General features: G+C 73.5%; 9 protein-coding genes. 5 read left to right on the plus strand and 4 right to left on the minus strand.

Annotated features, from left to right (window positions below; genetic code table 11):
• Positions 1–411 precede the first annotated feature (411 nt).
• Both glgX and treY read left to right on the plus strand, forming a co-directional pair.
• The gene (glgX, locus tag KME66_RS05065; RefSeq protein WP_073221187.1) at positions 412–2541 is read left to right on the plus strand and encodes a glycogen debranching protein GlgX; all 2130 of its coding nucleotides are present in this window, start codon (positions 412–414) and stop codon (positions 2539–2541) included.
• A gap of 80 nt (positions 2542–2621) precedes the next feature.
• Positions 2622–4994 (plus strand): malto-oligosyltrehalose synthase, encoded by a 2373-nt coding sequence (gene treY / locus KME66_RS05070; RefSeq protein ID WP_216319425.1) that lies wholly within the window; start codon positions 2622–2624, stop codon positions 4992–4994.
• A 367-nt stretch (positions 4995–5361) separates the two neighbouring features.
• On the opposite strand, the gene KME66_RS05075 is transcribed toward treY, so the two are convergent.
• Both KME66_RS05075 and KME66_RS05080 read right to left on the minus strand, forming a co-directional pair.
• On the minus strand, positions 5362–6408 hold the full coding sequence (locus KME66_RS05075) for a cytochrome P450 (RefSeq protein WP_216319427.1): 1047 nt from the start codon (positions 6406–6408) through the stop codon (positions 5362–5364).
• A gap of 471 nt (positions 6409–6879) precedes the next feature.
• Positions 6880–7620: a DUF1707 and FHA domain-containing protein gene (locus KME66_RS05080; protein ID WP_216319430.1), complete on the minus strand. Its 741-nt coding sequence runs from the start codon at positions 7618–7620 to the stop codon at positions 6880–6882.
• Between the two features lie 142 nt (positions 7621–7762).
• Here KME66_RS05080 and KME66_RS05085 point away from each other — a divergent pair, with 142 nt between their 5' ends.
• The 3 genes from KME66_RS05085 (at position 7763) to KME66_RS05095 (ending at position 10145) form a co-directional block, all read left to right on the plus strand.
• Positions 7763–8743 (plus strand): GNAT family N-acetyltransferase, encoded by a 981-nt coding sequence (locus KME66_RS05085; RefSeq protein WP_216319432.1) that lies wholly within the window; start codon positions 7763–7765, stop codon positions 8741–8743.
• Positions 8740–8985, plus strand: a complete 246-nt coding sequence (locus tag KME66_RS05090; RefSeq protein WP_216319435.1) for a hypothetical protein — start codon at positions 8740–8742, stop codon at positions 8983–8985. Before KME66_RS05085 ends, KME66_RS05090 begins: the two co-directional genes overlap by 4 nt.
• A 248-nt stretch (positions 8986–9233) precedes the next feature.
• A complete protein-coding gene (locus tag KME66_RS05095) occupies positions 9234–10145 on the plus strand; it encodes a GNAT family N-acetyltransferase (RefSeq protein ID WP_216319438.1) in 912 nt (303 codons plus the stop codon).
• Here the strand turns inward: KME66_RS05095 and KME66_RS05100 are convergent.
• Both KME66_RS05100 and KME66_RS05105 read right to left on the minus strand, forming a co-directional pair.
• Positions 10117–11247 carry an alpha-L-fucosidase gene (locus KME66_RS05100; RefSeq protein WP_073221166.1) on the minus strand — a complete coding sequence of 377 codons (1131 nt, stop codon included), beginning with the start codon at positions 11245–11247 and terminating at the stop codon, positions 10117–10119. The two genes, KME66_RS05095 and KME66_RS05100, sit on opposite strands and share 29 nt — an antisense overlap.
• A 15-nt stretch (positions 11248–11262) precedes the next feature.
• Positions 11263–12684, minus strand: coding sequence for a GH1 family beta-glucosidase (locus tag KME66_RS05105; RefSeq protein WP_216319441.1), 1422 nt, complete (start codon positions 12682–12684; stop codon positions 11263–11265).
• Positions 12685–12731 lie beyond the last annotated feature (47 nt).

Raw genomic sequence — 12731 nt, forward strand, 5'->3', positions numbered from 1 at the left:
TTACCGCCTTCCACTCCCCCACCCAACGATCAAGGAAGGGTACTCCGGGAGCGTGATCCGACGCAGCCCGATGCGCAGGCGACTTTCTCAACTCCCGTGATCGAGCGGCTTGTTCCTTGCGGCGAGATCGGGTGGAGTGAGCGGATTCATAGCGATTGGGGCCCTGCCCCGGAGCGGGAACCGGACACTCCCCGCGCGACGGGGTCCGTAAGCACGTCCGGGGCGGCACGCGTGTGTCCGAAGTTGACCGGTCCGGCCGGGGCCCGGCGACGGGATGCGGCCGCACCGCACGGCGTCCTAGGTGAGCGCCCCGTTTTCGGGGAAGATTCGAGACGTATTCGGGAAGTATTCGAGGAGTATCGGGCCGAGGAAAGCCACCGCACCCGGATCAGAAGTGGAAGAGTCTTCATCATGCAGGTCTGGCCGGGACACGCTTACCCCCTCGGCGCCACGTACGACGGCGCCGGCACCAACTTCGCGGTCTTCTCCGAGGCCGCCCAACGGATCGAGTTGTGCCTGCTGCACGACGACGGTTCAGAAACGGCGGTGGAGCTCCGCGAGACCGACGCCTTCGTGCGCCACGCCTATCTGCCCGGGGTGATGCCGGGCCAGCGCTACGGCTTCCGGGTGCACGGGCCCTACGAACCGCAGCACGGGACGCGCTGCAACTCCGCGAAGCTGCTCCTGGATCCGTACGCCCGCGCGGTCGCCGGGAAGATCGACTGGGGCGAGGCGGTGTACGGCTACCCCTTCGGGAAGCCGGACGCCCGCAACGACCTCGACTCCGCCCCGCACACCATGAGCTCGGTGGTGGTCAACCCGTACTTCGACTGGGGCGACGACCGCCGGCCCCGTACGGACTACCACCGGACCGTCATCTACGAGGCCCATGTGAAGGGCCTGACCATGCTCCATCCGGGGCTCCCGCCCGAGCTGCGCGGCACGTACGCGGGACTCGCCCACCCGGAGGTGATCGCCCACCTCACCGAGCTGGGCGTCACCGCGATCGAACTGATGCCCGTGCACCAGTTCGTCCAGGACCACCGCCTCGCGGACATGGGCCTGGCCAACTACTGGGGCTACAACACGATCGGCTTCTTCGCCCCGCACAACACCTACGCCTCCTGGGGCGACCGCGGCGAGCAGGTCCTGGAGTTCAAGCAGGCGGTGAAGGCGCTCCACCAGGCGGGCATCGAGGTCATCCTGGATGTGGTCTACAACCACACCGCCGAGGGCAACCACCTCGGGCCCACGCTCTCCTTCCGCGGTCTGGACAACGCGTCCTACTACCGGCTGACCGACGACCAGCGGTACTACATGGACACCACGGGCACGGGAAACTCCCTGCTCATGCGGTCCCCGCACGTCCTCCAGATGATCATGGACTCGCTGCGGTACTGGGTGACCGAGATGCATGTGGACGGCTTCCGCTTCGACCTGGCGGCCACGCTCGCCCGCCAGTTCCACGAGGTGGACCGGCTGTCCTCGTTCTTCGACCTGGTCCAGCAGGACCCGGTGGTGAGCCAGGTGAAGCTGATCGCGGAGCCGTGGGACGTCGGCGAGGGCGGCTACCAGGTCGGCAACTTCCCGCCGCTGTGGACCGAGTGGAACGGCAAGTACCGCGACACGGTCCGCGATCTGTGGCGGGGCGAGCCGCGCACGCTCGCGGAGTTCGCGGGCCGCCTCACCGGCTCCTCCGACCTCTACCAGGACGACGGCCGCCGCCCGCTCGCCTCGATCAACTTCACCACCTGCCACGACGGCTTCACCCTGCACGACCTCGTCTCGTACAACGACAAGCGCAACGACGCCAACGGGGAGGACAACCGGGACGGCGAGAGCCACAACCGCTCCTGGAACTGCGGCGCCGAGGGGGAGACCGAGGACCCGGAGGTGCTGGAGCTGCGGGCCCGCCAGATGCGGAACTTCATCGCCACGCTGATGCTGTCGCAGGGCGTGCCGATGCTGAGCCACGGTGACGAGTTCGCCCGTACGCAGAAGGGCAACAACAACGCCTACTGCCAGGACAACGAGCTGGCCTGGGTGCACTGGCCCGACCCGGACGAACCGGCCGACGCCACAGCCTCCACCCTGCTGGAGTTCACCCGGGCGATGGTGTGGCTGCGCCGGGACCACCCGGTCTTCCGGCGCCGCCGGTTCTTCCACGGGCGGCCGGTGGAGGGCACCCACGACGAGCTCTCCGACATCGCCTGGTTCACCCCCGAGGGCGAGGAGATGACGCAGCAGGACTGGCAGGCGGCGCACGCCAAGGCGATGACCGTGTTCCTGAACGGGCACGCGATCTCGGAGCCGGGACCGCGCGGCGAGCGGATCTCCGACGACTCCTTCCTGCTGATGTTCAACGCGAGCGCCGAGACCCTGGAATTCGCGGTTCCGGTCGACCACGGGGAGCAGTGGCAGGTCGTCGTGGACACCGCGCGCCCGGACGGGGTGGAGCCGGGGACGGGGGCGAAGGTGGCCGAGGGCGAGCGGGTCACCCTGATCGGGCGCAGCCTGACGGTGCTGAAGCGCCCCGCCTGAGCCCGTCCGGGCCGGGACGGCAGGGGTGAGGTTCCGCCCGGGGTGACACGGTTCGCCCCGGGCGGGGTACGTAGAAGTCCATGACGCCCTCCGCCACGTACCGGCTTCAGCTCCAGCCCGACTTCCCGTTCGCCGCCGCCGAGAAGGCCGTGCCGTATCTCGCCGCGCTCGGCGTCTCGCACCTCCACCTCTCCCCCGTCCTGGAGGCCGTCCCCGGCTCCACCCACGGTTACGACGTGGTCGACCACAGCCGGGTCCGGGCGGAGCTGGGCGGTGAGGAGGGGCTGCGGTCGCTCGCGTCGGCCGCCCGGGAGCACGGGCTCGGGCTGGTCCTGGACATCGTGCCCAACCACATGGCCGCCTCGCCCCGGCACAACCGCCGGCTGTGGGAGGTGCTGCGCGAGGGCGCGGCCTCGCCGTACGCCCGCTGGTTCGACATCGACTGGGCCGCGGGCGGCGGCCAGGTGCTGCTGCCGGTGCTCGCCGGGCCGCTCGGCCGGGAGCTGGAGCACCTGGGCGTGGACGGGGAGGTGCTGCGGTACCACGATCTGGAGTTCCCGCTCAGGGAGGGCACGGCGGGCCTCCCGCTGCCGGAGCTGCTGGAGAGGCAGCACTACCGGCTCGGCTGGTGGCGGCTGGCCCGCACCGAGCTGAACTACCGGCGGTTCTTCACCGTCCCGGAGCTGATCGGGGTCCGCGTCGAGCATCCGGAGGTCTTCGAGGACACCCACGCCAAGGTCCTCGAACTGCTCCGCGACGGCGTTCTGGACGGGTTGCGCGTCGACCACCCCGACGGGCTCGCCGCCCCGGCCGCCTATCTGGAGCGGTTGGACGAGGCCACCGGCGGGCGCTGGACGGTGGTGGAGAAGATCCTCACCGGCGACGAGCACCTCCCGGCCCGGTGGGCGGTCGCGGGCACCACCGGGTATGACGCCCTGCGCCGGATCGACGGGCTGTTCACCGACCCGGTCGGCGCGGCAGAACTGGTCGGTCATTACCGGGAGTTCGCGGTCCCGCCCGGCGACCGGGGCGGCGACTGGACGGCGACGGTGCGCCGGGCGGCGTACCGGGTGGCCACGCACGAACTGGCCGCCGAGACCGCGTGGCTGACCCGGCTGGCGAGCGCGGTCTGCGACCGCGACCCGGTGCTGCGCGACCACGCGCCGTGGGCCCTGCGGACGGCGATCCGGGAGCTGCTGGTCCGCATCCCGGTCTACCGTCCGTACGTCACGGCCGGCGAACCGCCGACCCGGATCGCCGAGAAGACGCTGACCGACGAGGCGGTACGGGACGCCAAGACGGTGTTCTCGGTGCCGGAGGAGGCGGCGGCCGTCGACGTCGTACGGGATCTGGCGCTCGGGCGGCTCGGCGGCGGAGTGGACCAGGCGGCGTTCTGCGCCCGGTTCGCCCAGACCGCGTCCGCGCTGCACGCCAAGTCGGTGGAGGACACGGCGTTCTACCGCTACGTCCCGCTGATCTCGGCCGCCGAGGTGGGCGGCGATCCAGGGCAACCGGCCGTATCGCCGGAGGAGTTCCATGACTTCGCCGCCCGTATCGCCCGCGACTGGCCCGCCACCGGCACGGTCCTGACCACGCACGACACGAAGCGCAGCGCGGACGTCCGGGCCCGGATCGCGGTGCTGTCGCAGTGCCCGGAGCGATGGGCGACGCTGGTGACGGAGCTGACGGCGGCGACACCGGTCACCGCCCCTGACCCCCAACTCGCCTGGACCGCCTGGCAGTCGGCATACGGCTGCGCGGAGTTCCCGCCCGACGAACTGGGTGAGCGGCTGGAGCCGGCACTGCTGAAGGCGGTGCGCGAGGCGGGCCTCTTCACCAGCTGGACGGAGTCGGATCCGGTCTACGAGCGCGCGGTGTCGGACTTCGTGGCGGCCGGGCCGGGGCGCGGGGAGGGCGTTCCGCGGAGGCTGATCGCCGAGTTCGCGGACGCGCTCGCCCCGCACGTCCGGGCACAGGTGCTGGGGGCGGCCCTGGTGCACCTGACGATGCCCGGGGTCCCGGATCTCTACCAGGGCACGGAGGGCGAGTACCTGGCCCTGGTCGACCCGGACAACCGGCGGCCGTTCCGGCGGCCGGACGTTCCGGACGAGAAGCAGAAGGTGACGGCGGCCGCGCTCGGCCTGCGCCGCGAACTGCCGGAGGCGTTCAGCGAGTCGGGGACGTACGCGCCCCTGGCGGCGACCGGTCCGGCCGCCTCGCATCTGCTGGCGTTCTGCCGCTCGGACGAGGTGGTCACGGCGGTGACCCGGCTTTCGCTGCGGCTGGCGGAGGGCGGCGGCTGGCAGGACACGGTGCTGGATCTGCCGGCCGGCGGCCGTTGGCGGGACGTGCTGTCGGCGTCGCCCGGCCGGGAGTTCGCGGGGGGCGCGGTGAGGGCGGGCGAACTGTTCGCGGAACGGCCGGTGGCGCTGCTGCGGCGTGCGGGAGGCTGACCCGGCGGGCCTCCATGCCGGAGGTCGGGCTGCGGGACGGTCTCACGGCCGACGGACTGCCCGGCAGCCGCTCTTGCGGCGGGGTTCCCGACCCGGCCGCTCTTGCGGCGGGGCTCCCGGCCGAGGGGAGCTGCGGAGCGGTCTCCGGTCGGCGGGCTGCCCACCCGCCGCTCCCTTGGCGGAGCTGCCGGCGGCCGGTTCCCGACAGGGTGGTCTCCTGCCGGGGAGCGGACCCGCTTCTCCGTCCAGGCGTCGCCCGCCCCGCACGGGGGCTGTCGCCCGGTACGGGGCAGCCCGCACCGCCACGGGGACGCCCGCACCGTACGAAGCCGCCCGTACGGCACGGGGGCGGCCGTGCTCCCGCCCGTCAGGACGGGCGTACGAGCAGGGTCCTCGGGCCACGGGTGAGGAGGCCGCCCGCCACCGGTCGGAAGCCGTCGGCCCAGCGGATGCCGGGCATCGCCGTCAGCAGGGCCCGCAGGCCGTGTTCGGCCTCCAGCCTGCCGAGGAGGGCGGCGGGGCAGCCGGCCGGACCGATGAGGAGCGGGTCGGCGTCGGCACGCAGCGGGTCGAACCGGTCGGGTGCGGCGAACCGGGCCGGGTCGCGGCCCGCCGCGCCGATGAGACAGGCCACGGGCGCGTCGGCGGGGAGGGTGCCCCCGCTGACGGCGACCTCCGTACGGGTACGGCGCAGCACGATCTGGACGGGCGGATCGCGGCGCAGCGTCTCCGCCCAGGCCCGGCCGAGCAGCGACCCGGAGCCCTCCCCCCGCGCGCCCCCGCCCGCTTCCCCGGCGGTCGCGGCGGCCAGCAGGTCGGGGTCGTCGAGCATGTTCGCCAGGAAGGAGGCGAGCGCATGCTCGCGGAGCGCGGTGGACCCGGTGCAGTCAGCGGCTCCCCCGACGGCACGCCCCTGGCGGCTGCCCCGGGGCAGGGCGCTCAGCTCCGGATGCGCGAGCCCCGCCGCCGCGACGGCGGCCCCGGCGGGCAGCCACCGGCAGAAGTCGGCGACCAGGTCCGCCCGGTCGCGCCCGGCGATCCGGCGGGCCAGGACGTAGGCGGTGCGCTCGACAGCGGGTTCGGCGGTGCTCCACGGCACGGTCAGCGGTGCGCAGACCAGACTGCCCCGGCACAGGCCGAGCGGGACGGGGGCCCGGCCACGCGGAGCGCCGTCGTGCGGATAGCCGGTGAACCGGGGGTCCGTGAGAGCCAGGGCCACGTCCCCGTACCGGCTCAGCAGCCAGGCGCCGAGGGCCGGGTCGTAGCCGAGGGGGTAGTCGGTGCGCAGCAGGCGGTAGAGGCGCAGCCGGTACGGATCCGTCGTGGCCCCCGGTGCCAGCAGACCCGGCAGCCCGCCCGAGAGCCGGTGCGGACGCCGGGCGGCGGGCAGGGCGTCGGGGCGTTCGACCGGCATCCCGCACCCCCGGGATTCGGTGCGCCGGCGGTCGGCGCGCGTCCTCCCAGCGGACCACCGACGGGGGCGCGCCGCAGTCGGCGGTCGGCCGTTCGGGTGAGGGTTCGCCGGGGCGCAGGGGGCGCGTCGTGGGGACGGGTGGCGGGCGGCGGGGCCGGGCGGGCCGGTGAGCGGGGCCCAGGGGCGGGCCGTGAGGTCGGGCGACGGGCGACGGGGGCGCCAGGCGGACCAACGGGCGGGGCCCAGGGGGCGGGTCAGGTCGGCGGGTGATGAGGGGGGCACCGGGCGGCACAGGGAGCGGAACCCAGGGGGCGGGCCGGAGACCTGGGGCTTTGCGGCCGGGCCGGACATGGGGAGCTTCGCGGGCCGGGCCGGAGACCTGGGGCTTTGCGGGGCCGGGCCGGAGACAGGGAGCTTCGCGGGCCGGCGTCGGAGCCCGTGCTCAGGACGGCGGAAGACCGTGGCCCTGGCTCAGGGCGGAGGAAGACCAGGGCCCTGCTGCGGGCGGCCGGGTCCGTCCGGCAGGGGTGCGGAGCCGTGCCGCGGGAGTTCGGGGGCGCGCGGTGGGCGCGGCGGCGGCGATGCGGCTGCGGGCGGCCGGGCCGCCTGCGGCGGCAGTTCGGGCCGTGGGTCCTGCGGCCCGGACGACGGCACGGGAAGCCGGTCCGGAGCAGTGAGGCGAAAGCTCATCCGGCCGAAGCTCACCTGGTCGCCGTCGCGCACCGGGATGGAGCCGACGAGCCGCTGGCCGTTGACGCAGGTGCCGTTGGTGGAGCCGAGATCGCGCAGCACCCAGCGGCCGTTCTGGGCGGACAGCTCGGCGTGCAGCCGGGACACCGTCTCGTGGTTGAGGCGCAGTCCGTTCGCCGGGTCGCGGCCGATGAGCAGCGGATACGGGCCGGGCGCGGGGAGCAGCAGCTTGGGGAGCCGTTCGGTCTGCCAGGCACGGCGCAGCCGCCCGGGGAAGGCGGAGATCCCGCCCACCGCGCGGACCAGGCCCTTCGACCAGCGGCCGCCGTTCTCCAGGTCGGCGGTGAGGGCGGCCAGTTCCTCCGGGCGGCGGGCGACGAGGGCGAGTTCCATCCGCCGCAGGAAGGTGTCGTGCGACAGCTTGCCCTGTGCGGCGCCCTCGCGGAGCACGCCGACGACACGGTCGCGCTGGGCGTCCGACAGCCGCGCGGAACTCGTGTGGGACTCGAAGGAGGACGTCACGTCGACGATTGTCGGGCCGAAGGGCTCGGGGTGTCCAGACGAGCCCCTGCCGGCTCTCGCGCTGACCTGCGCCGCTTTCTCACAGGACGGCAGCCGGATCCCGTTGCTAGGGTCTGCCGCTCACCCACGACGAGGAGACCGTGTGCCCCCTGTGTCATCGCGCCTGACCTTCCGTCCGCTCACCGGGACCGGAGAACTCGCGCTGTTCCAGAGCCTTTCGTACGTACTCGACCACGAGCTGGCCGACGACCTCGCCACCGGACGCCGCCTCCCGGAGTGGATGTGGGTCGCTCTGGACGGCGAGCGGGTCGTCGCCAGGGCGGCCTGGTGGACGAACGCGCCGGGCGGCGCGCCGTTGGCGTTGGACTTCTTCGACCTGGACGACGCACTGCCCGCCCCGGAGCGGGTCGCGATCGGCGTCCGGCTGCTGGAGACGGCGACGGAGGCCGTGGTTCCGGCCGGTGCGCGGCGGCCGGGGTACGGGCGCTTCGTACCGCCGGACTGGCGCGAGGACCCGGTGGCCCGGGAGTCCGTCGGGGCGCGGATCGCGGCGGTGGAGGCGACCGGGGCGCGGATGCTGGTCGAGCGGCTGCGGCTGGAGTGGCGAGCCGGTACGCCGGTGCCCGTGGATTCCGGCCGGCTGGTGTTCCGCCCGGTCACCGGCCGGGACGATCTGCTGGCGCTGATGACGCCCGTGATGGAGGGCACCCTCGATGCCCATGGGCAGGCGGATCTGGCGTCCGGACTCGACGCCCGCGCGGCGGCGGCGAAACACTACGACGAGGAGCTGGCGGGGTACTCGACCCCGACGGCCTGGTGGCGGATCGCGGAACTGCCCACCGGCGAACCGGTCGGCTTCGTGATCCCGGCCCGCAACAACTACCACCCGATCATCGCCTACATCGGGGTGCTGCCCGCCCGGCGCGGCCACGGGTACATCGACGATCTCCTCGCCGAGGGGACCAGGGTGCTGGCGGCCGAGGGCGTGGACCGGATCCGGGCGGCGACCGACCTCGGCAACGTACCGATGGCGAAGTCCTTCGAGCGGCTCGGGTACGTCAACTTCGAGCGGGCCTTCACCATGGTGTGGGACGCGGAGAAGAGCGAGGAGCACACCGGATGAACGCGTGGTCGGCGTTGGCGGCGGGCGAACCGGCGGGCGTCACGGTCCTGGGCGTGGTCGTCGCGCTCCTGGTGCTCGTGGTCTTCGGTGGGCTGGCGATGGTCGTCTTCGTCAGCCCGCGCAAGCACCGTACGCCCGAGGACCGGAGGCGGGCCCGCGAGCGCAAGGCCGTCCACCGTCGGCAGGCCGCGCTCCGAAGGCGCCGCGAGGCGTTGCAGCGCCGGAGCCGCGACCGGGGGTGAGGGGCCCGGGCGCGCCCGCGAGCAGGGACCCGGATGCTCGCCGGATATTCGGTGGACGGCGGATGTCGGTGGTGGCTACGGTCTGCTTCGACACCTGACGCCCGTCGTGGAAGGAGGCGAGAGACATGCGCGCGAACAACCACACCAGCAATCGCAGTACACCACTTTCGCGCTCCCGTCCCGTCCGCCGGGCGGTGTCGGACCCCGTCTGACCGGGAGCGCGGCATTCCGTCCCGGAGGACACCTTCATGACCGATGTGGTCATCCGCGCGCTCACGCCGAGCGACGCCGCACTCTTCAGCACGTTCCAGGACAGCCCCTTCGTCGGCCGGGCCGCCTTCGGCCACCCCTACACCTCGACCGCCGACGGCGGCGAGTACCGCCCCGACTGGTCGTGGGTCGCCCTGCGCGACGGCAGGGTGGTCGCCAGGGCCGCCTGGTGGGGCGGGCCCGGGGACACCGAGCCCGTCGTGCTCAACTGGTTCGACTTCGCGGACGGGGAGGCGGAGGCGGGTGCCGAACTCCTGCGCCGCGCCCCGTTCGACAAGGAGTACGAGCTGATCGCGCCCGCCGGATGGCGGGACGACCCGGCGGCGCGGGCCGCCGTCGAGGAGCGGGTCGCCGCCGCGACGGCGGCCGGGATGGAGCCGCTGGTCGAGCGCTACCGCTACCGCTGGACCCCCGGCTGCCCGCTGCCCGAGCGGACGGGCCGGCTCACCTACCGCCCGGAGCCGGACGACGAGGTCGTCCTCGATGTGCTGCGCCGGGTGCACTCGGCGACGCTGGACGCCCACGCCCGCAAGGCCGTCGAGGGCCCCGGCGGTCTGGACGCGGCGGCGCGCGAGGAGTTGGACTTCTTTCACTGGTGCCCCTCGCCGCGGGAGTGGTGGCGCCTCGCGTACACGCCGGACGGGGAGGTGGCCGGCATCCAGGTGCCCGCGCACAACCCGTCGGGGCCCTGCGTCGGCTTCATCGGGGTCGTGCCCGAGGCGCGCGGGCACGGGTACGGCTACGACCTGCTGGTGGAGTGCACGCGCTTCCTGGTCGAGCAGGGCGCCGAGTTCGTCGCGGGGGCGACGGACCAGGGGAACGCGCCGATGGCCGCCGCGTTCGCCCGTGCCGGATACCCGGTCATCCAGGAGTGGGTCCATCTGGCGTGAGGGCCCCGGCCTCCTCGGCCAGCCACTCCAGGCGCAGCCGCTGCTCGGCGGGGATCGTCGCGTCCTCGCCGCGCGGCCCCACGTTGAGCAGGACGTTGCCGCCGTCGGCCGCCGTGTCGCGGACCAGTGAGGTCAGCGCCTCGCGGCCGATGAAGGCGTCGGGGCCGGAGTTGCGGTTGTAGCCGAAGCTGTGGTCGACGCCCCGGGTGATCTCGTACGGGTCGGAGCCCTCGTAACGGGCGTACTCCGGCGTGCGGAAGTCGAAGACGGGCGGTGTGCGCGGGACGAAGCCCTCGCCCTGCGCCACCGTCCGGCGGTCCCACCAGTTGTACAGCGCCTTCGCGCCCGGCAGGCCCAGTCCTCGCCAGTGCGGTGCGTAGGGCAGGAGGCGGTCGTTGACGACGCCGTGGGGGACGGTGAAGCGGTAGAAGTCGACCAGCGAGCGGATCTCGCCGGCGGAGGCGGGCCAGGCGATGTCGTTCCAGAGGATGTCGGGCCGGTAGCGGCGGATCAGCTCCCGCATCTGCGCGTCGGCGTAGGCGGGGTAGCGTCCGCGCGGGACGGCGGAGAACATGTCGGCCGCCGTGCCGATGGGCCGGTCGTCGAAGGTCCAGTCGAGCCCGCCGGAGTAGTAGACGCCGAAGCGCAGCCCCTCGGCCCGTACGGCTTCGGCGAACTCGCCGACCACGTCCCGGGTGGTGTGCCAGCCGGTGCGGTGCGGGTTCTCGGTCTCCGAGGGCCAGAGGCAGAAGCCGTCGTGGTGCTTGGTGACCAGGACCGCGTATCCGGCCCCGGCCTCGCGGAAGGAGCGGGCCCAGGCCGCCGGGTCCCAGGCGGCGAGCCCGTCCTCGAAGTCGCGGCCGAAGTCGGTGTACGGGCGGTTGCCGTAGGTGGCGCGGTGGTGGGCGGCGGCAGGCGAGCCGGGGAAGCGGAGCGCGTTCTCGTACCACTCCGCGTACGAGGTCCAGGCCAGCGGCGCACGCCGGCCCGCCGCCGGGAGTTCGCCGGCGGGGGCGTAGGGCGGGGCCCAGCCGGGGACGGATGCGGGTGTCCAGTGAACGAAGATCCCCAGTCGGGCCCGGGACCACCATGAAGCGACCATGGCGGGAAGTATCGATCACTCGGGGGGCGTCACGTAAGCCTTTTCGGCCGTCGGATTCTCCTTCCGGGCGGCCGGGGTCCGCCGCGTGTCCTGCGTCTTCTGGGCGCGGATCAGATCCCGGTACCAGGCGTAGGACCGCTTGGGCGTACGGGCCAGGGTCTCGTAGTCGATGTGGACCAGCCCGAACCGCTGCGAGGCCCCCTCCGTCCACTCCACGTTGTCGGTCAGCGACCAGGTGAAGTAGCCGCGTACGTCCGCCCCGGCGTCCATCGCGGCGCGCAGCGCGGTGAGGTGGCTCTCCAGGTAGGCGATGCGGCGGTCGTCGGCGTGGGCTTCCTCCAGGGCGCAGCCGTTCTCCGTGATGTAGAGCGGCGGGAGGCGGTCGCCGTAGCGGGCGTGCAGGGTGGTGACGATCTCCGTGAGGCCCTCGGGGACGACGGGCCAGCCGAAGCCGGTCTTCTCGTACCCCTCGATCTCCCGGATTCCGAAGGGGAGTTCGGCGGGCATGGTGAAGCCGGAGAAGGTCTCCAGGGCCTCCGGGCGGGGTGCGCCGACGAGGGTCGGGTTGTAGTAGTTGACCCCGTACCAGTCGAGCGGGGTGGAGATGATCTTCAGGTCGTCGGCGACCGGGCCCGGCATCAGGGCGGCGAGGTTCTCGTCCGGATAGCGGCCGGTGAGCACGGGATCGGCGAAGAGCCAGTTGGTGAGGGTGTCGTACAGCTCCGCGCCGAAGCGGTCCTCGTCGCTGTCCCCGGCCGTCCAGACCGGGGCGTGCGAGAAGGCGGCCCCGATGTTGTCCGCGCCCGCCGCCCGCAGGGCGCGGACGGCGAGGCCGTGGGCGAGGAGCTGGTGGTGGGCGGCGGGCAGGGCGTCGAAGAGGAGCCGGCGGCCGGGGGCGTGCTCGCCGAGCGCGTAGCCGAGGAGCGTGACCTCGGCGGGTTCGTTGATCGTGATCCACAGCGGGACCCGGTCGGCCAGGCGTTCGGCGACGATGCCCGCGTACTCGGCGAAGCGGTGGGCGGTGTCCCGGTCGAGCCAGCCGCCCGCCTCCTCCAGCGGGAGCGGGGTGTCCCAGTGGTAGAGGGTCGGGGCGGGGGTGATGCCGTGCGCGCACAGCTCGTCGACGAGCCGGTCGTAGAAGTCGAGCCCGTCGGCGTTGACGGCCCCGCTGCCGCCGGGCACCACACGGGGCCAGCTGACGGAGAACCGGAAGGCGTCGGCGCCGAGCCCGGCCAGCAGGGCGACGTCCTCGCGGTAGCGGGCGTGGAAGCCGGTGCCCCGGGTGGTGTCGGTGCCGTCCTTGATCCGGCCGGGCCGGGCGGCGAAGGCGTCCCAGCCGGAGGGGCCCTTGCCGTCCGTGTCCACCGCCCCCTCGGTCTGGAACGCGGAGGACGAGGCTCCCCAGAGGAAGCCGGGCGGGAAGATCGGCAGGGACATCGCGGCCTCCAGCAGCCGTACGTGGGAATCCGTATGAGCGGGCGCCT

Source organism: Streptomyces sp. YPW6 (assembly GCF_018866325.1).
Taxonomy (GTDB): Bacteria; Actinomycetota; Actinomycetes; order Streptomycetales; family Streptomycetaceae; genus Streptomyces.

What these genes read in the sequence shown, in the direction of transcription:
- treY (WP_216319425.1), top strand. Translation starts at nt 2,622, where the DNA reads ATGACGCCCTCCGCCACGTACCGGCTTCAGCTCCAGCCCGACTTCCCG.
- KME66_RS05095 (WP_216319438.1), top strand. Translation starts at nt 9,234, where the DNA reads ATGACCGATGTGGTCATCCGCGCGCTCACGCCGAGCGACGCCGCACTC.
- KME66_RS05075 (WP_216319427.1), bottom strand. Translation starts at nt 6,408, where the DNA reads ATGCCGGTCGAACGCCCCGACGCCCTGCCCGCCGCCCGGCGTCCGCAC.
- KME66_RS05090 (WP_216319435.1), top strand. Translation starts at nt 8,740, where the DNA reads ATGAACGCGTGGTCGGCGTTGGCGGCGGGCGAACCGGCGGGCGTCACG.
- KME66_RS05105 (WP_216319441.1), bottom strand. Translation starts at nt 12,684, where the DNA reads ATGTCCCTGCCGATCTTCCCGCCCGGCTTCCTCTGGGGAGCCTCGTCC.
- glgX (WP_073221187.1), top strand. Translation starts at nt 412, where the DNA reads ATGCAGGTCTGGCCGGGACACGCTTACCCCCTCGGCGCCACGTACGAC.
- KME66_RS05100 (WP_073221166.1), bottom strand. Translation starts at nt 11,247, where the DNA reads ATGGTCGCTTCATGGTGGTCCCGGGCCCGACTGGGGATCTTCGTTCAC.